This is a genomic window from Paraburkholderia sp. USG1, assembly GCF_031570135.1.
Taxonomy (GTDB): Bacteria; Pseudomonadota; Gammaproteobacteria; order Burkholderiales; family Burkholderiaceae; genus Paraburkholderia; species Paraburkholderia dioscoreae.
This window is the reverse complement of sequence record NZ_JAMWXW010000015.1, coordinates 143,251-164,850: the sequence shown is the minus strand read 5'-3', so window position 1 is coordinate 164,850 and position 21,600 is coordinate 143,251. Positions and strand designations below refer to the sequence as shown.

The window sequence follows — 21,600 nt, the reverse complement described above, 5'->3', positions numbered from 1 at the left end:
TCCGCTTATTTTCCGTATTGTTCGCAAATTTCATTGACCGCGCGGCACACGCGTTCCACGTCGCTTTCGTTCATCAGCGTGAAGAGCGGTAGCGTGACGGTGGTTGCGCCGAAACGCTCCGCATGCGGGAACATGCCTTCCCTGAAACCGCGTGCCCGGTATAGCGAGAACAGGTGGATCGCCGGGTAGTGCACGCCCGAACCGATGCCGCGCTCTTTCAGTTGGCCCATGAAGCCGGCGCGGTCGATCGAGAGTTTTTCGAGCGGCAGCGTGATCTGGAACATGTGCCAGTTGCTGTTTTCAAAATCAGCAAACGGCAGGCCGACTCCCAGTTTCGTCGCCGCGCTACCCTCGAAGCCCGCGAAATACGCACGCACCAGTTTCCGGCGCTGCGCGAGAAAGCGCTCCAGATGTGGCAACTGACCGAGCCCGACGCGCGCGGCGACGTCCGTCAGGTTGTACTTGCCGCCGAGCACGTCGCAGTCCATGCCGTCGAAGCCGGTGCGCGTGATGCCTTGCAGACGGTATTTCTGCGCGAGAATGGCTTCTTCTTCGTTGTTCAGCACCAGCGCGCCGCCTTCGATCGAGGTCAGGTTCTTGTTCGCGTGGAAGCTGAACGAGACCATGTCGCCCAGCCGCCCGATGCGCTCGCCTTTCCACGTCGAGCCGAACGCCTGCGCGGCGTCTTCGATCACCCGCAGCTTGTGGGCGCGGGCAATCGCATACAACCGGTCCATATCGACCGGCAGGCCCGACAGATAGACCGGAATCAGCGCCTTGGTACGCGGCGTGATGGCCTTTTCGAGCAGATCGAGGTCGATGTTGCGGGTGACCGGGTCGATGTCGGCGAACACCGGCGTCGCGCCGACTTCATAGATCACGTTGCTGGTCGAGACCCACGAGGCCGGCGTCGTGATGACCTCGTCGCCTTCACCCACGCCGGCAATGCGCAGGCCGATTTCCAGCGTCGCCGTGCCGGAATTGAACGTGCGCACCGGGCGGCCGCCGCAGAATTCGGAGAGCGCCGCCTCGAATTTCTGGTTCTGCGGGCCGGTGGTGATCCAGCCGGAGCGCAGCACGTCGGCGACGCCCTGAATCGTTTCCTCGTCGATCTCGGGTTTCACAAAGGGCAAAAACGGGACTGTTGACTGGCTCATGAATGCTTCGCTCGATTGAAAGGGGGCGCAACCCGAAGGGCGCGAACTAAACCACACACCATGCGCAACCGGGGCCGCGGCTAAAACAGGGCGCAACCGCGCAGCATACCGTGGTCAACCTTACGTATTCCTTAGCCGGCCGGATTGCCGGCTTAAGGTCTTTGCCGCCTGCGTCTGTTCAGGCGGCGCCGGCAATAAACAGTAATAGATTGTGTCCGGCACGCCGCCGGGCCGTTACATCTAGCTGCGAGCCAATACCAGCACGCCGATCAGGATGATGCCGATGCCGATCATTTTCTGTACCGACAACACTTCGCCGAACAGGTACCACGCCGCGAACGCGTTGACGACGTAGCCGAGCGAGAGCATCGGATAGGCGATCGATACGTCCACCCGCGACAGGCCGACGATCCACACGGCCACGCTGATCACATAGCAGGCCAGTCCGCCGATGATCGGCGGCTGGGTTGCGAGGCGAAAGGCGATGGGCAGGATGTTCGCACGGGTGAATTCGAAGTGTCCAACGGCATTCGTTCCGGCTTTGAGCAGCAACTGCGCGCCGGCGTTCAACGTGACGCCGGCAAGAATGCAAAAGAGGGAAATCGGGTTCATCGAACGGTTAGATCCTGATATGGGGTCATTGTTGTGCTTTTTCTACCGGCGCCGACTCTGGCGCCGGTGTCACGGCCGCCGGCCCGCCGGGCACGGCGAGCGGCTTCTCCACCACCACGCGGCGCGAGTCGCGGGCGATCACCTGCATCGGCAGGCCTTCCTTGAGGAGCCGGTCGTAGGTCGGCGGCGGGATCAGCGCGAGCGCATAGCGGTCGGCCTTCCAGCGCTCGATCCACGCATCGACGGACGGAATCCATTTCTGCGGTTCGACGGAGACGCCGAACGCCAGTTCGTCGGGATGCTCGACCATGATCATGGCGTGGTCGACATAGAACGGCAGCGTGTGGTCGAGCACGCCCACCGAGTAGAACGGCGTATCCGCCGGCAACCTGGCGATCTCCGCCTTGATGGCGGGCGCGAGCGGCGCACCGGAGCTCAGGCGGCCGAACACGTCGTGACCCGTGCCGGCGATGGTGCCGAGCAGCAGCCACGCCGCGCCGAAAGTGGCGACGGCGCCGAGGCTGCCGGCGCGGCTGCGGCGGTTCAGCCACAGCGCGGCCAGCGTCAGCACGAAGGCGACGGCGAGCGCCGCCAACACCCACGTGCGGTATTCGGCATACAGTTCGGCCGGATTGCGGGCACTGCCGAAACGCGGCAGGAACAGCGCACCGAACGCGGCCGCGACGAGAAAGAGCGCATAGCCGGCGAGATGGCGGCGCAACTGGTCGCGCGTGACGAGCGGCAGGTACATGCCGATCAGAAGCGCGATCGGCGGCGCGATCGGCAGCGTGTAGGACAGCAGCTTCGAATGCGACGCACTGAAGAACAGGAAGATGAAGACGGTCCACGTCAGCATCAGGGTGACCGGCGCGAAGCCGTTCGGCTGGCGCGGCAGGCGCCATGCGTGGCGCACGCTTTGCAGCGTCACCGAGAGCCACGGCAGGAAGCCCACCAGCAGCACCGGCACGAAGTAGTAGAACGGCCCCGGACGGTTCTGCTCAGGCGTCAGATAGCGCTTGAACTGCTGAACGATGAAAAAGAAATTGAGGAATTCCGGGTTGCGCTGCTGCACCAGTACGAACCACGGCGTGACGATCGCGAAGAACACGATCAGGCCGCCGATCAGATGCAGGCGCTTCCACACGGCCCAGTCGCGCGCGATCAGCGTGTAGAGCACGAGCACGGCGCCCGGCAGGATCACGCCGACGAGTCCCTTGGACAGCACCGCCAGCGCCATCGAGCCCCAGCACACCCACATCCAGCCGCGCACGCAGCCGGTCCGCAGGTTGGGGCGCTGCGCGAGCAGCAGTGCGCACAGCGTCAGTTCCATCCAGAACGACAGGCCCATGTCGAGCGTGTTGAAGTGGCCCATCAGGTTCCAGTACGGCGAGGTCGCCAGCACGATCGCCGCAAATACGCCGGTCGCCGCGTTGAACACGCGCGCGCCGGTGAAGCCGATCAGCAGTACGCCGGCAAAGCCCGTCAGTGCGGTATAAAGCCGCGCCTGCCATTCGCCGATGCCGAACCACGCGAACGTGAGCGCGTTCGCCCAGGTCTGCAGCGGCGGCTTCTCGAAATACTTGTAGCCGTTGTAGCGCGGCGTGATCCAGTCGCCGGTGACGAACATCTCGCGTGCCATTTCGGCGTAGCGGCCTTCGTCGCTCGGCAGCAGGTGGCGCCAGCCGAGCGGCACGAACCAGATCACGGCGAGGGCCAGCACCAGCAGCAGAATCGTGGTGCGGTTGAGCGGTAGCCTGGAAGGCGTATCGTTCATGGATTTCAACCTTTGTGGCGACGCCGCGCGGGCGGCGAAGCGGTGTTGTTCGGAAATGGCGACCGGCTATGCGCGGCGGCCCTCCGCGAAGCGACCAGCGCTGCGCGGGACTGCCGTGAGCGAGGCGCGCGCGCGTCAGACTCTGCGCGCCGCATTCTGGTTGCCCGCGAGCGCAGCCGGCCTTGATGGCGGCGGCTTCTTCGCCTGCCGTCTACAGCGCGCGGCCACGACGCGCGGCCGTGCTCAGGCTGCCGGTACTGCCTTCGATGGCGCGCAGTGTACGTGATCGGCCGTCACGCGGACAGGGCGCGCAGTGAGCCTGACGAGCCGGCCGGACAGCGTGGCCGCAGCGCACACGGGGTGCGGCACGCTGCGGCCAACCCGTGCTGGCGCGGCTGCGCGGCACGCGCCTATGCTTCGATCAACAGCGCGGCCGCGACCTTGCGGCCCTCGGCCATCAGAATGTTGTAAGTGCGGCAGGCGGCCTTGAAGTCCATCGTTTCGACGCCGATCCGCTTCGCGGTCAGCGCGGCGGTCAGGCGTGGATGCGGAAAGCGCAGCCGCCCGCCGCTGCCGAACACGACCACTTCGGGCGCGGAATCGACCAGCATGGCGAAGTGCTCGGCGCTCAGCTGCTCGAAGGAGGCGATGGGCCAAGGGATGACGGGTGCGTCCGGCAGCACGAGAAGGCTGCCTGAATGGCGCACCAGATTGATTTCGACGTAGTCGGCGCCGTAACCGGTGACGGTGTTGAGGGCGCCGCTCGAATCCTGATGTAATTTCAAATTGGTTTTCCGAAGTCGTCGTGAGACATCATGCGTGTTGGCGGCCTGACCGGGCTGGGCCCGGGCGGGGCGATTCGACGCGAGTGGGACACGCGCATGGGGCACAAGCGAGGCAAAAGCGGGGCAAATGCGGCCGAAAAGGCTTGCCGTTGCGGTTGGTGCATTGCGGAAGTCGGCCAAAATCCGCTAAATTATAACTTTTTAGCCGCCTTGCGGCGCCCCTCGCTCATATGCCGCCACAAGCCGCGCTGAGTCGGCGGGTGCGGCCCACCGGCTATCCGCCTTGGTTTTGCCCGCTTTCGGCCGCTTTTCGTCTGCTGTGTCTGTGTTCGTCAACGCGAAGAGGGTTCGCGAAGCGGCCTGCGCAGCGGCCCGACGAATGGGCTCCGTGATTGACCTGACCCGATCCGCGTCCGCCGGTCGTCGCTTGCCGTCGCCGTCCGTGCCGCGTCCGAATTCCCCATATCGGCGAACCTGCCCGGCCCTGTTGCTGTTTGCCCGCGCCGGTTTGCCCAAGCCATCAACCAGGATGAAGTGCCCGCCGTGAAACCGATACTCAAATCCAACAAGTTGTTGAATGTCTGCTACGACATTCGCGGGCCCGTCCTCGAACATGCGAAGCGGCTCGAAGAAGAGGGCCACCGCATCATCAAGCTGAACATCGGCAATCTCGCGCCGTTCGGCTTCGACGCGCCGGACGAAATCATTCAGGACATGATCCTGAACCTGCCGGGGTCGTCGGGTTATTCCGATTCCAAGGGTGTGTTCGCCGCGCGCAAGGCGATCATGCATTACACGCAGCAAAAGGGCGTGCACGGCGTAGAACTGGACGACATCTATATCGGCAACGGCGCCTCGGAGCTGATCGTGATGGCGCTGCAGGGGCTGCTCAACGACGGCGACGAAGTGCTGCTGCCCGCACCGGACTACCCACTGTGGACCGCCGGCGTGAGCCTGTCGGGCGGCACGCCGGTGCACTACATCTGCGACGAATCGAATAGCTGGATGCCCGACCTCGACGACATTCGCGCGAAAATCACGCCGAACACCCGCGCGCTCGTGGTCATCAACCCGAACAACCCGACCGGCGCGCTGTATTCGGACGAACTGCTGCTCGGCCTGATCGAGATCGCCCGCCAGCACGGCCTCGTGATTTTCGCCGACGAGGTCTACGACAAGATCGTCTACGACGGCAAGAAGCACACGTCGATGGCGGCGCTCTCCGAAGACGTGCTCACGGTCACGTTCAACAGCCTGTCGAAGAGCTACCGGTCATGCGGTTATCGCGCCGGCTGGATGTTCATCTCGGGCCTGACCGCCGGCGAGAACCGCCGCCATGCCAAAGACTACTTCGAAGGGCTCGGCATTCTGGCTTCCATGCGCCTCTGCCCGAACGTGCCCGGCCAGTACGCGATCCAGACCGCGCTCGGCGGCTACCAGAGCATCAACGACCTGATCGTGCCGAGCGGGCGCCTGTACAAACAGCGCGAACTCGCGTATGACATGCTGACGGCGATCCCCGGCGTGAGTTGCGTGAAGCCCGAAGCGGCGCTGTACATGTTCCCGCGGCTGGACCCGAAGATCTATCCGATCCAGGACGATCAGCAGTTCATTCTCGACCTTCTGCTGGAAGAGCGCGTGCTGCTCGTGCAGGGCACCGGCTTCAACTGGCCGACGCCGGATCACTTCCGCGTCGTGTTCCTGCCGAACGTGGACGACCTTGCGGATTCGATCAACCGGATCGCGCGTTTCCTCGACGGCTACCGCAAGCGTCACACAGCCTAGCGCACAATAGGAACAGGGCGCACGGCGCGGCACGTCTTACAGGCGAGTATGCCTGGGCACATGCCGCGCCGGGCGACCCGCGCCGGACCCGAGACCCGTTTACTTTTAATCATCTACTTGAAAACACACGCTGCATGGAACCGATCAAAGTTGGACTGCTGGGCTTCGGCACGGTAGGCAGCGGCACCTTCACGGTACTGCGCCGCAATCAGGAAGAAATCAAACGCCGCGCGGGCCGCGGCATCGAGATTGCGCGCATTGCCGTGCGCAATCCCGCCAAAGCGACAGCGGCGCTCGGCGCCGAGGCCGGCACGGTGGCGCTGACCGATGAGTTCAATGCGGTGGTCGACGACCCGTCGATCGATATCGTGGCCGAGATGATCGGCGGCACGGGCGTGGCGCGCGAGCTCGTGCTGCGCGCGATCCGCAATCGCAAGCATGTGGTGACCGCCAACAAGGCGCTGCTCGCGGTGCACGGCACGGAGATTTTCGAAGCGGCGCGCGCCAACGGCGTGATGGTGTCGTTCGAGGCGGCGGTGGCGGGCGGCATCCCGATCATCAAGGCGCTGCGCGAAGGGCTCACGGCCAATCGCATCCAGTACATTGCGGGCATCATCAACGGCACGACGAACTACATTCTCTCGGAAATGCGCGACCGCGGGCTCGACTTCGCGACCGCGCTGAAAGCCGCGCAGGAGCTCGGTTACGCCGAAGCCGATCCGACCTTCGACATCGAAGGCGTGGACGCCGCGCACAAGGCGACCATCATGAGCGCGATCGCGTTCGGCGTGCCGGTGCAGTTCGACAAGGCCTACGTCGAAGGCATCAGCAAGCTCGCGGCGATCGACATCAGATATGCCGAGGAACTCGGCTACCGTATCAAGCTGCTCGGCATTGCGCGCCGCACGGACAAGGGCATCGAATTGCGCGTGCATCCCACGCTGATTCCGGAAAAGCGCCTGCTGGCGAACGTGGAAGGCGCGATGAACGCGGTCGTGGTGCACGGCGACGCGGTCGGCACCACGCTTTACTACGGCAAGGGCGCGGGCGCCGAGCCCACGGCTTCCGCGGTGGTGGCCGATCTGGTCGACGTGACGCGTCTGCACACGGCGGACCCGGAGCATCGCGTGCCGCATCTGGCGTTCCAGCCGGACAGCCTGTCGAACACCCCGATCCTGCCGATCGACGAAGTCACGAGCGGCTACTACCTGCGTCTGCGGGTGGCGGACGTGACTGGCGTGCTGGCCGACATCACGCGCATTCTGGCCGACACCGGCATTTCGATCGACGCGCTGCTGCAGAAGGAATCGGAGCAGGTCGACGCGAACGGCAAGGGCGAAACCGACATCATCCTGATTACGCACGAAACGGTCGAAAAGCACGTCAACGCTGCGATCAAGACGATCGAAGCGCTGAAGACCGTTGTCTCGCAAGTCACGAAGCTGCGCATGGAAGCGCTGAACTAGGCCGAACTATGAACTACCTCTCCACGCGCGGCGCCGGAGCCGGCGAGCACCATACCTTTTCCGACATCCTGCTGGGCGGTCTCGCGAAGGACGGTGGCCTGTACCTGCCCGCCGAATATCCGCGCATCACCGGCGACGAATTGACGCGCTGGCGCACGCTGCCGTACGCGGACCTGGCCTTCGAGATCCTGTCCAGATTCTGCGACGACATTCCCGCCGAAGACCTGCGCGCACTCACGCGCAAAACGTACACCGCGGCCACCTACTGCAACGTGCGCGACGACGAAAGCGCCGCGCAGATCACGCCGCTGAAGACGCTCGGCGTCGAGGACGGCGCGCCGCTGTCGCTGCTGGAGCTGTCCAACGGACCGACGCTCGCGTTCAAGGACATGGCGATGCAGTTGATCGGCAACCTGTTCGAATACACGCTGGCAAAGCACGGTCAAACGCTGAACATTCTCGGCGCGACTTCGGGCGACACCGGCAGCGCCGCGGAATACGCGATGCGCGGCAAGAAGGGCATCAGCGTGTTCATGCTCTCGCCGCACAAGAAGATGAGCGCGTTCCAGACCGCGCAGATGTACAGCCTGCAGGATCCGAACATCTTCAACATCGCCGTGGAAGGCGTGTTCGACGACGCGCAGGACATCGTCAAAGCCGTGTCGAACGATCACGCGTTCAAGGCGAAGTACAAGATCGGCACGGTCAACTCGATCAACTGGGCGCGCGTCGTCGCGCAGGTCGTGTATTACTTCAAGGGTTACTTCGCGGCCACGAAGTCGAACGACGAGCGTGTGTCGTTCACCGTGCCGTCGGGCAACTTCGGCAATGTGTGCGCGGGTCACATCGCGCGCATGATGGGTTTGCCGATCGAAAAGCTGGTCGTGGCGACAAACGAAAACGACGTGCTCGACGAGTTTTTCCGCACGGGTATTTACCGCGTGCGCAAGGCGGCCGAGACGTATCACACCAGTAGCCCGAGCATGGACATTTCGAAGGCTTCGAACTTCGAGCGTTTCGTGTTCGATCTGCTGGGCCGCGATCCGGCGCGCGTGTTGCAACTGTTCCGCGACGTCGAAGAGAAGGGCGGTTTCGACCTCGCCGCGAGCGGCGACTTTGCGCGCGTGCAGCAATTCGGTTTCGTGTCGGGCCGCAGCAGCCACGAGACCCGCGTGGAGACGATTCGCGACGTGTTCGAGCGTTACGACACGATGATCGACACGCACACGGCCGACGGCCTGAAGGTCGCACGCGAACATCTGCAGCCGGGCATTCCGATGATCGTGCTGGAGACCGCGCAACCGATCAAATTCGGCGAGACGATCCGCGAAGCGCTGCTGCGCGAACCGGAGCGGCCGGCGGCTTTCTCGGGCCTCGAATCCCTGCCGCAGCGCTTCGAAGTGCTGCCCGCGGACATGCAGCACGTGAAGGACTTTATCGTGGCGAACGTGGACGCGTAAGCGAGTCACAGTTGTCGAAGCGTGACCGGATCTGCGGCTCACGCAGCCGTCCGGCACGCTCCCCGCACGCCGTGCGCTCCACGTCGAACGGCGCTTGCCGCGAAACCTCGCGGCAAGCGCTCAAACACCAGAAATTCCCCCATAACGCCACGCAGCCCAGGCTTCCTGCTTCGACCGCTACAATATTCTTTTAACCTGCGGCTCCGAGACCCGAGATGTCCACACCCATGCCCCGCGCGCCGATGCTTGCCACCGCCGAAGCGCTGGCGACCCTGCTCAGCGCAGCGAGCCCGATTGCCGGCACAGAGTCGATCCCCACGCTGGATGCGCTGAACCGTGTTCTCGCGGCCGACGTCACTTCACCGCTCGACGTCCCGCCAATGAACACCAGTTCAATGGACGGCTACGCGATCCGCACGGCGGACCTGACGGTTCGGGACTACAGCCGCTTGCCGGTTTCGCAGCGCATTCCTGCCGGCCACGCGCCGGAGCCCCTGAAGCCCGGTACGGCGGCGCGCATCTTCACGGGCGCCACGGTGCCGCCCGGCGCCGACGCGATCGTGATGCAGGAGCAAACCGAAGCCGCCGACACAGACGTCGTGATCCTGCACAGTCCGGAACCGGGCGAATGGATTACAGCGCAAGGCGCGGATATCCGCAGCGGTTCGGTCATCCTTCCGGCGGGCACGCGGCTTACGCCGCAGGCATTGGGGCTCGCCGCGTCGGTCGGTTGCGCCGAACTCGCGGTGCGGCGGCGCGTCAAGGTTGCCGTATTTTTCACCGGCGACGAGCTGACCATGCCGGGTGAGCCGCTGAAGCCTGGCGCGATCTACAACTCGAACCGTTTCACGCTGCGTGGCCTGCTGGAAAAACTCGGCTGCGAAGTGACCGATTACGGCATCGTCGCCGACAAGCTCGATGCGACCCGCGCGACCTTGCGTGAAGCCGCCGAGGCACACGACCTGATCCTCACGTGCGGCGGCGTGTCGGTGGGCGAGGAGGATCACGTGAAGCCGGCTGTGGAAGCAGAAGGGCGTCTTGCCATGTGGCAGATCGCGATGAAGCCGGGCAAGCCGCTCGCCTTCGGCGCGGTGCGCCGTGCAGCGCGGCGTGGCGAGACCGCGGCGGCGCCGGATTCGGCGTCGGCGGAGACCTTCTTTATCGGTCTGCCGGGCAATCCGGTGTCCAGCTTCGCGACCTTCCTACTGTTCGTGCGCCCGTTCATCCTGAGTCTGGCCGGCGTGCAGGCGGTCGCGCCGCGCGCGCTGTCGCTGCGCGCGGACTTCACGCAGAGCAAGGCCGATCGCCGCAACGAATTTCTGCGCGCGCGTATCAATCCGGCTGGCGGGCTCGATCTGTTTCCGAACCAGAGTTCGGCTGTGCTGACCTCGACCGTCTGGGGCGATGGCCTGATCGACAACCCGCCGAATCACGCGATCAGCGCCGGCGAGACCGTACGCTTCATTCCTTTTTCCGAATTGTTGAACTGAGGCCGGTAACCGCCGGCGCCATCCCGATGAAGATCCAACTCCGATATTTTGCGAGCGTGCGCGAAGCGCTCGAATTGGCCGACGAAACCGTCGATCTGCCCGACGGCATCGCGACCGTCGGCGACGTGCGCGCGTGGCTGCGCGTGCGCGGCGGTATCTGGGCGGATACGCTGGCCGAAGGCCGCGCGCTGCGCATGGCACTCAACCACGTCATGACCGGCGCCGGCACGCGCGTCACCGAGGGCTGCGAAGTCGCGTTCTTTCCGCCCGTCACCGGCGGCTGAGTCGCCACGCCGCTTAATCGCATAGGAGCCGCAGATGCCCGTTCGTATCCAGACGGAAGACTTCGACCTCACCGCCGAGGTCGCCGGATTGCGCGCGCGCAACCCGAAGATCGGCGCGGTCGCCTGTTTTGTCGGCACCGTGCGCGACCTGAACGACGGCAGCACGATCGAGACGATGGAGCTCGAACACTATCCCGGCATGACGGAGAAGTCGCTGGAGGCGATCATCGTCAGCGCGCGTGAACGCTGGCCGGGCATCGAGGTGCTGATCGTGCATCGGGTCGGCAAGCTGTATCCGCTCGATCAGATCGTGCTCGTGGCGACGACGGCCGCGCATCGCGGGGAAGCGTTCGCGTCGTGCGAATTCGTGATGGATTATCTGAAGACCCAGGCGCCGTTCTGGAAGAAAGAGAAAACCGAGGCCGGCGAGCGCTGGGTCGACGCCCGTGTCACCGACGACGCGGCGCTCGCCCGCTGGGGCATCGAATCGGACAACCGGACGGTGGAATAGGCGTGGCGGTGGGGTTGCGGCATGATGGGAGTCAGCAGGCGTTTGTGGCGGCTCTCAAACGGTTCTGAAGCGCGCTTGGCACCATAGCATGCGCGCGCATCTTGCGAGCGCGTGACGGGCCCAAATAGCCTGACGCCGTGTTGATGCAGACAGCCCCGAAGCAGTCCCGAAGCGTCAGCCGCACGGCGCCAGCGTCGATAGACCCACTAAATCACTCGTCCCGAGCTTGACCGACAACCCGCGTCGGAAATGGCTCGCCTGGCGCGCGTGCCGCATGAGCGGCATCGTCACCCTCGCGCGGCGGCCGTTTGGGCGCAACGCGTTCGAGCAGCGCCTGTTGTTCCTCCGGGATCTTGTAATCCCAGCCGAAACGACTCAACTGCAGGCTCTGGGCGATACGCAGCGCCGGTTCCATGAAACGGACCGCCGCAGCCGGCTCATAGCGCGACTGGACCGTGTCCAGAAACAGATACAACCAGCGGCTGAAGTGCTGCGGCTCGATTCCCTCGAGCGGCTGGTGCGCCTGCTGCACGTTGCCGCGGTATTGCTTTGCGCCGAGTACAAGGCTGCCCCAGAACGTACACATCTTGGGCAGATGATCGTCCCAGCGGCCTGCGAGTGTCGCGTCGAACACCGGCCCAAGCAGCGCATCGGCACGCACACGGTCATAAAAGGCGTAGACCAGTTCGCGGATATTCGTTTCGGTGGGACGGGCGGCGCGTTCGACCGCCGGCGCGGCAGGGAAAGACGGGTTCATGCTGATTCCAGAAAATGCGGCGCTTCGTTGTAAGTTGCCACACGGCGCCGCGCAGCGTCAGAAATGGCCTCAAAGTGGAGTCCAAACGAAAGGAAGTAGGCTGCGAATACCCCGCTTTTCGTAAGAATGCCCCAGGCAGGAAACGTTACCATTACTGCCGAAAGTTCAACACCGCCTGTCTGCGCAGAACAGGAAAACATGCGCAGCGCCTGCATCTTAGGGCGAAGCGACGGCACACGGCAACCCTTGCATCGACGCGGTTATCTCCGGATCGCGGCTTGCGCTCATCGTGATACCTGCACCCATGAGACTGACCGACTATACGGATTACTCACTACGCGTTTTGCTATACCTTGCCGTGCGCGGCGAAGGGTTATCGACGATCCGGGACATTTCGGACGCGTACGGCATTTCCAAGAATCACTTGATGAAAGTCGTGCAGCAGCTCGGCGAACTGGGTTGGGTCGAGACGGTGCGTGGGCGCAACGGCGGATTGCGGCTCGCCGATCGAACCAGCGCGCTGACGGTCGGCGAAATCGTGCGCGCGACGGAAAGCGACTTTGCACTCGTCGGCTGTTTTCCGGACCAGCAGGGCGAGCGCCGGGCTTGCGTCATTACGTCGCAGTGCCGTCTGCGTGGCGCGCTCGAGGCGGCACGCCACGCCTTTCTCTCCGAGCTCGACCGGCATACCATTGGCGAGGTGGCGCAGCCGCACGGGCCGCTGTCCGCGCTGCTCGGCCTGAGCAGCGTGATTCCGATCGTGCCGGTCGCGCCGGCCGGCGGCGGCTCCGCGCCGCTTGCCTGAAGGCGGTGCGGCAGTTCTCTTGCGTCAAACGTCAAATATTCGTCGCCTGATGCAAAAAAGCGCTTGAAACCTGGATAAAACACCTCATTTTGGTGGTAATCGAAATTGGAGGTCTCTTGATGAGAATCGACAAACTCACCACTAAATTCCAGGAAGCACTGGCCGATGCGCAAAGTCTGGCTGTCGGCCACGACAATCAATACATCGAACCGGTTCACGTCCTGTCGGCGCTCGTCGCCCAACAGGATGGTTCGGCGCGTTCGCTGCTCTCGCGTGCGGGTGTGCATGTGCAGGCGCTGCAAACGGCGCTCGGCGACGCCATCACGCGTCTGCCGCAGGTGCAGGGCACCGACGGCAACGTGCAGATCGGCCGCGATCTGACCGGCCTCCTGAACCAGGCCGACAAGGAAGCGCAAAAACTCAACGACACGTTCATCGCGAGCGAGATGTTCCTGCTCGCCGTCGCGGACGACAAAGGCGAAGCCGGCCGTCTCGCGCGTCAGCACGGCTTGTCTCGCAAGTCGCTGGAAAGCGCGATCGCCGCAGTGCGCGGCGGCTCTCAGGTGCACAGCCAGGACGCCGAAAGCCAGCGTGAAGCGCTGAAGAAATACACCGTGGATCTGACCGAGCGCGCGCGGGCCGGCAAGCTCGATCCGGTGATCGGCCGCGACGACGAAATCCGTCGCTCGATCCAGATCCTGCAACGCCGCACCAAGAACAACCCTGTGCTGATCGGCGAACCGGGCGTGGGTAAGACCGCGATCGTCGAAGGTCTGGCGCAGCGTATCGTCAACGGCGAAGTGCCGGAAACGCTCAAGGGCAAGCGCGTGCTGTCGCTCGATATGGCGGCGTTGCTGGCCGGCGCCAAGTATCGCGGCGAATTCGAAGAGCGCCTGAAGGCCGTGCTGAACGACATCGCGAAAGACGAAGGCCAGACCATCGTCTTCATCGACGAAATTCACACCATGGTCGGCGCGGGCAAGGCCGAAGGCGCGATGGACGCGGGCAACATGCTCAAGCCGGCGCTTTCGCGCGGCGAGTTGCATTGTGTCGGCGCGACCACGCTCGACGAATATCGCAAGTACATCGAAAAGGATGCCGCGCTCGAACGCCGCTTCCAGAAGGTGCTGGTCGACGAACCGACGGTCGAAGCCACCATCGCGATCCTGCGCGGTCTGCAGGAAAAGTACGAGCTGCACCACGGCGTCGATATCACCGACCCGGCGATCGTGGCGGCGGCTGAACTGTCGCATCGCTACATCACGGATCGGTTCCTGCCGGACAAGGCCATCGACCTGATCGACGAAGCCGCTTCGAAGATCAAGATGGAAATCGATTCGAAGCCGGAAGAGATGGATCGGCTCGACCGTCGTTTGATCCAGTTGAAGATCGAGCGCGAAGCCGTCAAGAAGGAAAAAGACGAAGCGTCGCAGAAGCGTCTGCAACTGATCGAGGAAGAAATCGAGCGGCTGAACCGCGAATATTCGGACCTCGACGAAATCTGGACCGCGGAAAAAGCCGCGGTGCAAGGCAGCGCGCAACTGAAGGAAGAGATCGAAAAAACGCGTGCGGAAATCACGCGCCTGCAACGTGAAGGCAAGCTCGAGAAGGTCGCCGAGTTGCAGTACGGCAAGCTGCCGGGACTCGAAGCGCAGTTGAAGGAAGTGACCAAGGCCGAGGCGAGCGAGCAGAACAATCCGACGCGTCCGCGCCTCTTGCGCACGCAGGTCGGTGCGGAAGAAATCGCTGAAGTCGTGTCGCGCGCCACCGGCATTCCCGTGTCGCGCATGATGCAGGGCGAGCGCGAAAAGCTGCTGCAGATCGAAGAGAAGCTGCACGCGCGCGTGGTCGGCCAGGACGAGGCGATCAGCGCGGTGGCCGATGCGATCCGCCGCTCGCGCGCGGGTCTGTCGGATCCGAACCGGCCGTATGGTTCGTTCCTGTTCCTCGGCCCGACCGGCGTGGGCAAGACCGAGTTGTGCAAGGCGCTCGCGTCGTTCCTGTTCGATTCGGAAGATCATCTGATCCGTATCGACATGAGCGAGTTCATGGAGAAGCATAGCGTCGCGCGTCTGATCGGTGCGCCGCCGGGATACGTCGGCTATGAAGAGGGTGGATACCTGACCGAAGCCGTGCGCCGCAAGCCGTATAGCGTGATCCTGCTCGACGAGATCGAGAAGGCGCATCCGGACGTGTTCAACGTGCTGCTGCAAGTGCTCGACGACGGCCGCATGACCGACGGACAGGGCCGTACCGTGGACTTCAAGAACACGGTGATCGTGATGACGTCGAACCTCGGTTCGCAGGTGATCCAGGCGATGGTCGGCGAGCCGCAGGAAGCGGTGAAGGACGCGGTCTGGGAAGAAGTGAAGCTGCACTTCCGGCCCGAGTTCCTGAACCGGATCGACGACGTCGTGGTGTTCCATGCACTCGACCGTTCGAACATCCAGTCGATCGCACGGATCCAGTTGCAGCGTCTGCAGGAGCGGCTCGCCAAGCTCGATATGCAACTGCTGGTGTCGGACGAGGCGCTCGAACACGTCGGCAAGGTCGGCTACGATCCGCTGTTCGGTGCGCGGCCGTTGAAGCGTGCCATCCAGCAGGAGATCGAGAATCCGGTCGCCAAGCTGATTCTGGCCGGCAAGTTCGGTCCGAAGGACGTGATTCCGGTCGAAGTGGAAGACGGCAAACTGGTGTTCGAACGCGTCGTGCATTAACAAGACGCGCTCGGCGAACGACGGAACGGCAGCGGTCGAGCTGTTCCCGCCGAAGTAAAAAACCGGCAACGAAGGTGACTTCGTTGCCGGTTTTTTTTGCCCGCTGACCGCGTGGGCTGCGCGATTGCCAGTGGGCGCTTGTGCTTAAGCGGTGCCCTTGCCGAACAGCGCCGACAGGCCGCCGAGCGCGCCGAGCACGGTGGTGGCGTTCAGCTTGCCCTCGGCCGGCACTTCGCCTTCCGGCGTGGCAGCGTTGACGACGTGCGGCAGAATCTGTGACAGCAGGCCGGTGACCTGATCCGGCTGCACGCCGGCTTTTGCCGCGAGGTTGGTGACGGTCTCGGAGCCGAGTACGCTGTGCAGCGCGTCGGCCGCGATCGGCTGGTTCTCGCCGTTGCTGACCCATGAGGTCACGACGTCGCCGAGACCTTTTTCCTTGAAACGGTCGATCAGGCCGTTCAGGCCGCCCGGCTGGCTATTGACGAATTCGAGTGCGGCCGCAACCAGGGCTTGCTGGCCTCCGCCTTCGGGCGACTTGCCAACCAGGGAACCGAGTGTGTCGAGTAGGCTCATGACGGTCTCTCTTGAATGCCGACACGTGTCTGACGGGTCGGCGGGTAAAAACGCCGCGCGCTTGCGCGGCGCCGTGGAAGGAAGGCGGTCGGCGGCGGGAGGGCGCCGGTGATTCGTCGCATGGGGATCATGCGCGTATCGCACGGGCCGTTACGCTGCTGGCGCTCAATCCTGTTTCGTACTCCGTTTCATTCGCGTCCGGTCCGCGTCCGGTTCAGGCACCGCCCGAGGCCGCCGCAGCCGATGCGGCCTTGCTCTTCTTTGCTTTCTTCTTCGAAGCCTTGCTGCCGGAGGCATCGGCCGGCGCCGCCGCGGTTGTCGCGGCCGGCGCGGAAGCCGCCGCCTCGGAAGCCGCGGCCTTGCTCTTCTTCTTCGACTTCGACGCCTTCGCACCGGAAGCTTCAGATGGCGCGGCCGGCGGGGTGGTCGCGGCTGGCGCTGCCGGGGTGGCTGCGGTGGTGGCTGCAGGCGCGGCGGCCGGTGCTGCCTTGGTGCCGGCGGTGCCGGCCGCCTTGGTGGCGGGCTTGGCGCCGGTCGGCGGCGTGGATGAGCCGTTGATCGTCAGGCCGGCTGCTTCGAGGTTGGTCACCGATTTCGTGCCGATGCCCTTGACGCGTGTGGCGAGATCATCGGCGTTCTTGAACGGGCCATTCTTTGTGCGTTCGTCGATGATCGCTTTCGCATGCACCGGCCCGATACCCTTGACCGATTCGAGCGCCGCCTGGTCGGCGGAATTCACTTCGACGGCCGCAGCGAATCCGGCCGACAGCGACAAAGCCAAAGCGACGCAAAGCATTAAAAGCTTCTTCAGCATGGCAAGCACTCCATTGAGGGCAAAAAAAGTTAGCCGCAAAGGGACGATTCAGGACGACTCGGGACGACGCATCCTGTCAGCAGATGCTGCGCTTAAGCATAGAACAAATTGCGCGCCCTTATTTGCGAACGCGGACGATTTATACCGATCGATTCGTGACAAGTAAATCAATGTGAACAGGATTTAAACCTTTTGCCTGGTTATTAGGCTGTTGTGAGCTTATCGAGCAAAACGCACATGCCATAAAGAATGAACGCGAGAACCGCGGAGAGAACAAATGACAGCACGACGCGCTTGACTTAGAGTGCACTCGAAGTCCTAACCTGAGTTCCGTCATGTCGAATATCTCGAAAGCACTCACCATCGGCCAGGTTGCTGAAACGATCGGCGTCTCGACACATACGCTGCGCTATTACGAACAGGCGGGCTTGATCCGCGCGGTCGGGCGCACGGCGGCGGGGCATCGGCTGTATTCGCCGGCGGATCTCGACTGGCTGCGGTTCCTGATGCGGCTCAAGGCGACCGGCATGCCGATCGCCGGTATGCAGGCGTTCGCGGCGCTGCGCGCGCAAGGTCAACCGACCGTGGGCGCGCGCCGCGACATGCTGGTGGCGCATCGGGATGCAGTTTTGGCGCGCATCGCCGGGTTGCAGCTCAATCTCGGCGCGATCGTCGACAAGATCGCGCACTACGAAGCAGCCGAGCGCACACCCGCCGCGGATCATTCGACACGACACACCGACGAAACGACCGGCGAAACCCGGGCACATTCACATCAGGAAAAGGACTCATCATGGACCACCCACACAACGACCGCTACACCCGAGGCTGGGACAAACTGAAGGAAATCGACGGCTCGGCCGGCGAGCAGGTGATCGCCGCGCTCGCACCGATCGCGCCGGATTTGGGCCGTCTGCTGATCGAATTCGGTTTCGGCGATATTTACAGCCGGCCGCAACTCGATTTGCGCGCGCGTGAAATCGCGACGATCGCGTCGCTAGCCACGCTCGGCTGCGCGCAACCGCAGTTGAAGGTGCATATCGAGGCGGCGTTGAACGTCGGCTGCACGCGCGAGGAGATCGTCGAGGTGTTCATGCAGATGGCGCTTTATGCGGGGTTTCCGGCGGCGCTGAATGCGCTGTTCGCGGCGCGTGAGATTTTCGAGCGACACGATCGGGCATTGAGCGAGGCGCAACCCCCTGCAAACGCGGCGCAGATGCCGGAGGAGGCGCACGCGGGGTGAGAATCCGCGGCCACTCCGTCAAGCGGCCGAATCGGCCTGAAGCGCCGTCTCGCGACGCAAATGCCGCTTGCTCACCACCCGCCAGTACATCAGCAAGCCAATGCCGGCAATCGCCAGACTCGCGGTATTCGCCACCCAGAAGCCGCGCGCGCCAGTCAACCATTCCGGTGTGATACCGGTCACGTTGAAGCCGAGCACATAGCCGCCGCCGAGCCCCACGCCCCACAGCGCCACCGCGTAGATCACGGTCGGCACGACCGCCACCTTGTAGGCGCGCAGCACGAACGCGGTTGTGATCTGCAACGCATCGAACAGGTGATAGCAGGCGACGATCAACACCAGCGGCAACGCCGCCGCCACGACCTGCGCATTCGGCGTATAGCCTTCGATGATAAATGGCCGCAGCGCCAGCACGATCGCGGCATAACAGCAGGCGATCGTCACGGCCATCGTGATGCCGTGACGCGACAGCGTGCGCGCCGCTTCCGGGCGATGCGCGCCGAGCGCCTGCGCGACCAGCGTCGACGAAGCAATGCCGATCGACAGCGGCGTCATGTACAGCACTGCGCCGATATTGCCGGCGATCTGGTGACCGGCCAGCGTCGTCGTGCCGAAGCGCGCAATGAAGAGCGCCATGAACGTGTAGGAGGTGACTTCGATCAGGTACGACAGGCCCATTGGAATGCCTAGCCGCAGTTGCGCCGCCTGACGCCGCCAGACCGGCCAGCAGAACCGTGCGAAGATTGCGAACGGCGTGAATACGTCGACGCGCGTGAGCAGCACCATGCCGAGTATGGCAAGCCCCCAGTTGATCGTGGTGCTGGCGAGCGCGCAACCGGGGCCGCCGAGCGCCGGCACGCCGAGGCCGCCGAAAATGAACCATGTATTGAGCGGCACCTTGAGCAGCAGCGCGCCGATCTGCAGGATCATCACGAGCCGCGGTTTGCCGACCGCGTTGGTGACCGAACTGTAGACCCGAAAGGCGAGGCCGGCGGGCAAGCCGAAGGCCAGAATCCGCAGGTAGGCAACCGTGCGGTCGTGCAGCGCCTCGGGCACGCGCGCCAGATGCAGCACGGGGCCGGGGAAAAACAGAAGCAGGAAGCCGATCACGGTCAGCGCCAGCGCGAGCCACAAAGCCTGGCGAACTTCCTCGCCGATCTCGCTATAGCGGCGCGCGCCGTAGAGTTGCGCGGTGATCGGCTGCAGCGCGGTCAGAATGCCGGTCAGGCCGATGTAGACGGAGATATAGATCGACGAGCCCAGGCCGAGCGCGGCCAGATCGACCGCCGAGTAGCGGCCCACCATCGCCGTGTCGATCACGCCGAATGCGATGATCGCCAGCTGGCCGATCAATACCGGCCAGGCGAGCGCGGCGATTTTCCGTACGTCGGCGAACATGGTCAGCCGGACTTCTTGTGCCAGTTGCGGCGTTTGACGACCGGCGGCTTCGGACGGTCGATGCGTACGTACAGGCGGAAGCGTTCGTCGCGGTCGGCCACGCGGCGGCCTTCCCACACCAGTTTCCAGACGAAGTCGGACATTGCGCTCGGTTCGCCGTAATCCTGCGTGTCCTGGCGCAGGATCACGTCGCAGTCCTGGTCGAAGGAGAAATGCATGTCGCCGAAATAGGCGAAGGTCGCGATCTGCGCATTGCCGAGGCGCACCGGTGAGATGCAGGTGTAGTCGTCCGGCAGATGTGCGGCGATCTGTTCGGCAACGTCTTTATAGGTCCGGCTGTAATTGACGACCGGCAGCCATAACGTCATGAGCAGCACCCACATCAAGGTGGTGCCGGCGCTCGAGAGCACCACGCTGCGCCACAAGACTTTCGGATGACGGGCAAGGCGCCATTGCACCAGCACGAACCAGCAGATCGTCACGGCGACCGCGCAGACGAACGACAGCACCTTGAACTGCGGCGCGAAGCCCGGCGCGAGCCGTGCGAGATTGCGCGCAAGCGGATACGGGAAGCCGGTCAGCCCCGCGATATAGACCAGCCAGACGAAGCTGCCGAGAATCGTGAAGCTCAGGAGCGCGAACCAGTCGATCGCATTGATCGCGCCGCGTTTGAGCGTGGGCAGCGCGAAAGCGGCCAGCACGGCGAGCGGCGGCAGCAGCAGCATGTACAGCCGGTTCGATTGATGGCTCTGCAGGATCACCAGCACCAGCAGCGGCCCGATCACCGAAAGCGGGATCGCCACATGCGGCGCGCGCCGCAGGCCCGACCAGCTGAACCACGCCCAGAGTGCCAGCGGCCACGCCGGCCAGGTGAAGAGCGGCAGATTCTTGAGCGCATAGCCGGCGACCGAGCCGGGCGGCCCGGCGAACGAACTCAGGCTGACATGCACCCATTGATTGAGGTACCAGACGGCGTCGTCGGGGAAAGTGGCGAGCGCGGCGACCGGCCACGCCGACGACAGCACCAGCGCCACCGGCAGACCCGCCAGCAGCAGCCAGCGCGAGCGCGTCTCGCGCACGATCAGGGTCATCGCCAGCGTGCCGAGCAGTAGCGCACCGACCAGCACCGGGCTGCTGGCCAGGGTGACGAGGGCGATGGCGAGGCCCCAGATCAGCGCACCTTGAACCGGTTTGTCGATCATGCGCACGAGCCCATATACGAGCATCGCGATACCGAAGAACTGCGCGAGCTGCGGCGTGGTTTCGTGGCCGCGCTCGGCGAGGCCGAAGCAGGCGAGCAGGATCAGCAACGCGCCGTCGGCGAGGGTACGGCCATAGTCGCGCGGTTCCGGCTCGCCGCCGAACGCGTATTTGAACGGCTGGACTTCGGCGCGCCGGCCGAGCAGGTAAGCGGCATACCACACGAACGCGCAACCCGCGCAGAACATCAGGCCCGTGAAGACGCGCGAGGCGTTGCTCGCGTCGACCCATGGCGCGAGCGCGCGGATCGCGCTGGCGCCGAACCAGTAGCCGAGCGGGCCGTCTTCGGTGAGATATTTGCCGACCAGGTTGGGCAGAAGCCAGTCGTGCGCGCTGCCGTTCGCCATGGTCCACATGACGCCGAAGCCGGCTGCATCCTCGTTCTTCCACGGATCGCGGCCGAATAGTCCAAACGATGCGTAGACGATACAGATGGTCAGCAGCAGCCAGCGCGGCAACGCACTGGTCGCTGAGGCAGTGAGGCGAACGACAGGTCTCATGCGGTGTGTGGATATCGGATAAGCGGTGCAGCCGGGACCGGACGGCATGTCCGGCTGGAATGGCCAATTTGGAGCATCCGGCATTGTAGTCGTGCCGTGCGATGCGCGTCACGGCCGGTAACGGCTCGCAACGTGGATGGAAAAGCTGTAACACGGGTTCGGCAGTGCGCCGTGTTCGTTCCCGGCCATCGCTGATCAATCGGCAAGGC

The 21,600-nt window shown here is 64.0% G+C and carries 20 protein-coding genes; 11 read left to right on the top strand and 9 right to left on the bottom strand.

Translation table 11 applies throughout. The features are described from left to right. Positions 1–5 precede the first annotated feature (5 nt). The 3 genes from NE850_RS21040 to NE850_RS21030 all read right to left on the bottom strand — a co-directional run bounded on the left by NE850_RS21040 (position 6) and on the right by NE850_RS21030 (position 3,543). Positions 6–1,157: a DegT/DnrJ/EryC1/StrS aminotransferase family protein gene (locus tag NE850_RS21040; RefSeq protein WP_007182096.1), complete on the bottom strand. Its 1,152-nt coding sequence runs from the start codon at positions 1,155–1,157 to the stop codon at positions 6–8. A gap of 240 nt (positions 1,158–1,397) precedes the next feature. Further along, a complete protein-coding gene (locus tag NE850_RS21035) occupies positions 1,398–1,769 on the bottom strand; it encodes an SMR family transporter (RefSeq protein WP_007182095.1) in 372 nt (123 codons plus the stop codon). 25 nt (positions 1,770–1,794) lie between these two features. Then, positions 1,795–3,543, bottom strand: a complete 1,749-nt coding sequence (locus tag NE850_RS21030) for a glycosyltransferase family 39 protein (RefSeq protein WP_007182094.1) — start codon at positions 3,541–3,543, stop codon at positions 1,795–1,797. Between NE850_RS21030 and NE850_RS21025 the strand changes: the two genes are divergently transcribed. Further along, positions 3,542–3,829 (top strand): hypothetical protein, encoded by a 288-nt coding sequence (locus NE850_RS21025; protein WP_035518154.1) that lies wholly within the window; start codon positions 3,542–3,544, stop codon positions 3,827–3,829. The genes NE850_RS21030 and NE850_RS21025 overlap by 2 nt on opposite strands. Positions 3,830–3,953: 124 nt before the next feature. Here NE850_RS21025 and NE850_RS21020 read toward each other — a convergent pair whose 3' ends face one another. Continuing rightward, positions 3,954–4,328: an Mth938-like domain-containing protein gene (locus tag NE850_RS21020; RefSeq protein WP_007182093.1), complete on the bottom strand. Its 375-nt coding sequence runs from the start codon at positions 4,326–4,328 to the stop codon at positions 3,954–3,956. Between the two features lie 534 nt (positions 4,329–4,862). Here NE850_RS21020 and NE850_RS21015 point away from each other — a divergent pair. From NE850_RS21015 to NE850_RS20990, 6 genes are all read left to right on the top strand, one after another. Beyond that, on the top strand, positions 4,863–6,113 hold the full coding sequence (locus tag NE850_RS21015) for a pyridoxal phosphate-dependent aminotransferase (protein WP_007182091.1): 1,251 nt from the start codon (positions 4,863–4,865) through the stop codon (positions 6,111–6,113). 134 nt (positions 6,114–6,247) lie between these two features. After that, positions 6,248–7,579 (top strand): homoserine dehydrogenase, encoded by a 1,332-nt coding sequence (locus NE850_RS21010; protein WP_007182090.1) that lies wholly within the window; start codon positions 6,248–6,250, stop codon positions 7,577–7,579. 8 nt (positions 7,580–7,587) lie between these two features. Beyond that, positions 7,588–9,039 carry a threonine synthase gene (thrC, locus tag NE850_RS21005; protein WP_310699363.1) on the top strand — a complete coding sequence of 484 codons (1,452 nt, stop codon included), beginning with the start codon at positions 7,588–7,590 and terminating at the stop codon, positions 9,037–9,039. 242 nt (positions 9,040–9,281) lie between these two features. Beyond that, positions 9,282–10,529 (top strand): gephyrin-like molybdotransferase Glp, encoded by a 1,248-nt coding sequence (glp, locus tag NE850_RS21000; RefSeq protein WP_165187434.1) that lies wholly within the window; start codon positions 9,282–9,284, stop codon positions 10,527–10,529. Between the two features lie 26 nt (positions 10,530–10,555). Further along, entirely contained in the window at positions 10,556–10,813 is a 258-nt protein-coding gene (gene moaD / locus NE850_RS20995; protein WP_007182087.1) for a molybdopterin converting factor subunit 1, read from the top strand. Between the two features lie 34 nt (positions 10,814–10,847). Continuing rightward, on the top strand, positions 10,848–11,324 hold the full coding sequence (locus NE850_RS20990; protein WP_007182086.1) for a molybdenum cofactor biosynthesis protein MoaE: 477 nt from the start codon (positions 10,848–10,850) through the stop codon (positions 11,322–11,324). Positions 11,325–11,535: 211 nt separating this feature from the next. Here NE850_RS20990 and NE850_RS20985 read toward each other — a convergent pair whose 3' ends face one another. Beyond that, positions 11,536–12,081 (bottom strand): group III truncated hemoglobin, encoded by a 546-nt coding sequence (locus NE850_RS20985; protein WP_165185809.1) that lies wholly within the window; start codon positions 12,079–12,081, stop codon positions 11,536–11,538. A 304-nt stretch (positions 12,082–12,385) separates the two neighbouring features. Here NE850_RS20985 and NE850_RS20980 point away from each other — a divergent pair, with 304 nt between their 5' ends. Continuing rightward, positions 12,386–12,886 (top strand): Rrf2 family transcriptional regulator, encoded by a 501-nt coding sequence (locus tag NE850_RS20980; RefSeq protein WP_007182084.1) that lies wholly within the window; start codon positions 12,386–12,388, stop codon positions 12,884–12,886. A 119-nt stretch (positions 12,887–13,005) separates the two neighbouring features. After that, the gene (gene clpB / locus NE850_RS20975; RefSeq protein ID WP_007182083.1) at positions 13,006–15,603 is read left to right on the top strand and encodes an ATP-dependent chaperone ClpB; all 2,598 of its coding nucleotides are present in this window, start codon (positions 13,006–13,008) and stop codon (positions 15,601–15,603) included. A 144-nt stretch (positions 15,604–15,747) separates the two neighbouring features. On the opposite strand, the gene NE850_RS20970 is transcribed toward clpB, so the two are convergent. Then, on the bottom strand, positions 15,748–16,176 hold the full coding sequence (locus NE850_RS20970) for a YidB family protein (protein WP_007182082.1): 429 nt from the start codon (positions 16,174–16,176) through the stop codon (positions 15,748–15,750). Between the two features lie 214 nt (positions 16,177–16,390). Further along, the gene (locus NE850_RS20965; protein WP_007182081.1) at positions 16,391–16,990 is read right to left on the bottom strand and encodes a helix-hairpin-helix domain-containing protein; all 600 of its coding nucleotides are present in this window, start codon (positions 16,988–16,990) and stop codon (positions 16,391–16,393) included. A gap of 335 nt (positions 16,991–17,325) precedes the next feature. Here NE850_RS20965 and NE850_RS20960 point away from each other — a divergent pair, with 335 nt between their 5' ends. Together NE850_RS20960 and NE850_RS20955 are read left to right on the top strand one after the other, a co-directional pair. Continuing rightward, entirely contained in the window at positions 17,326–17,832 is a 507-nt protein-coding gene (locus tag NE850_RS20960; protein WP_007182080.1) for a MerR family transcriptional regulator, read from the top strand. Further along, positions 17,784–18,233 (top strand): carboxymuconolactone decarboxylase family protein, encoded by a 450-nt coding sequence (locus tag NE850_RS20955; RefSeq protein ID WP_165185811.1) that lies wholly within the window; start codon positions 17,784–17,786, stop codon positions 18,231–18,233. Before NE850_RS20960 ends, NE850_RS20955 begins: the two co-directional genes overlap by 49 nt. Positions 18,234–18,251: 18 nt before the next feature. Here NE850_RS20955 and NE850_RS20950 read toward each other — a convergent pair whose 3' ends face one another. Further along, positions 18,252–19,631 carry an MATE family efflux transporter gene (locus tag NE850_RS20950; protein WP_007182078.1) on the bottom strand — a complete coding sequence of 460 codons (1,380 nt, stop codon included), beginning with the start codon at positions 19,629–19,631 and terminating at the stop codon, positions 18,252–18,254. 2 nt (positions 19,632–19,633) lie between these two features. After that, positions 19,634–21,391, bottom strand: a complete 1,758-nt coding sequence (locus tag NE850_RS20945) for a glycosyltransferase family 39 protein (RefSeq protein WP_035518152.1) — start codon at positions 21,389–21,391, stop codon at positions 19,634–19,636. Between the last annotated feature and the right edge of the window lie 209 nt (positions 21,392–21,600).

Bases quoted from the DNA above. Each gene is read 5' to 3' on its own strand.
- glp (WP_165187434.1), top strand. From the start codon at position 9,282: ATGCTTGCCACCGCCGAAGCGCTGGCGACCCTGCTCAGCGCAGCGAGC.
- NE850_RS20985 (WP_165185809.1), bottom strand. From the start codon at position 12,081: ATGAACCCGTCTTTCCCTGCCGCGCCGGCGGTCGAACGCGCCGCCCGT.
- thrC (WP_310699363.1), top strand. From the start codon at position 7,588: ATGAACTACCTCTCCACGCGCGGCGCCGGAGCCGGCGAGCACCATACC.
- NE850_RS21035 (WP_007182095.1), bottom strand. From the start codon at position 1,769: ATGAACCCGATTTCCCTCTTTTGCATTCTTGCCGGCGTCACGTTGAAC.
- clpB (WP_007182083.1), top strand. From the start codon at position 13,006: ATGAGAATCGACAAACTCACCACTAAATTCCAGGAAGCACTGGCCGAT.
- NE850_RS20970 (WP_007182082.1), bottom strand. From the start codon at position 16,176: ATGAGCCTACTCGACACACTCGGTTCCCTGGTTGGCAAGTCGCCCGAA.
- moaD (WP_007182087.1), top strand. From the start codon at position 10,556: ATGAAGATCCAACTCCGATATTTTGCGAGCGTGCGCGAAGCGCTCGAA.
- NE850_RS21025 (WP_035518154.1), top strand. From the start codon at position 3,542: ATGGATTTCAACCTTTGTGGCGACGCCGCGCGGGCGGCGAAGCGGTGT.
- NE850_RS20950 (WP_007182078.1), bottom strand. From the start codon at position 19,631: ATGTTCGCCGACGTACGGAAAATCGCCGCGCTCGCCTGGCCGGTATTG.
- NE850_RS20960 (WP_007182080.1), top strand. From the start codon at position 17,326: ATGTCGAATATCTCGAAAGCACTCACCATCGGCCAGGTTGCTGAAACG.
- NE850_RS20945 (WP_035518152.1), bottom strand. From the start codon at position 21,391: ATGAGACCTGTCGTTCGCCTCACTGCCTCAGCGACCAGTGCGTTGCCG.
- NE850_RS20965 (WP_007182081.1), bottom strand. From the start codon at position 16,990: ATGCTGAAGAAGCTTTTAATGCTTTGCGTCGCTTTGGCTTTGTCGCTG.
- NE850_RS20980 (WP_007182084.1), top strand. From the start codon at position 12,386: ATGAGACTGACCGACTATACGGATTACTCACTACGCGTTTTGCTATAC.
- NE850_RS21010 (WP_007182090.1), top strand. From the start codon at position 6,248: ATGGAACCGATCAAAGTTGGACTGCTGGGCTTCGGCACGGTAGGCAGC.
- NE850_RS20955 (WP_165185811.1), top strand. From the start codon at position 17,784: ATGGACCACCCACACAACGACCGCTACACCCGAGGCTGGGACAAACTG.
- NE850_RS20990 (WP_007182086.1), top strand. From the start codon at position 10,848: ATGCCCGTTCGTATCCAGACGGAAGACTTCGACCTCACCGCCGAGGTC.
- NE850_RS21040 (WP_007182096.1), bottom strand. From the start codon at position 1,157: ATGAGCCAGTCAACAGTCCCGTTTTTGCCCTTTGTGAAACCCGAGATC.
- NE850_RS21030 (WP_007182094.1), bottom strand. From the start codon at position 3,543: ATGAACGATACGCCTTCCAGGCTACCGCTCAACCGCACCACGATTCTG.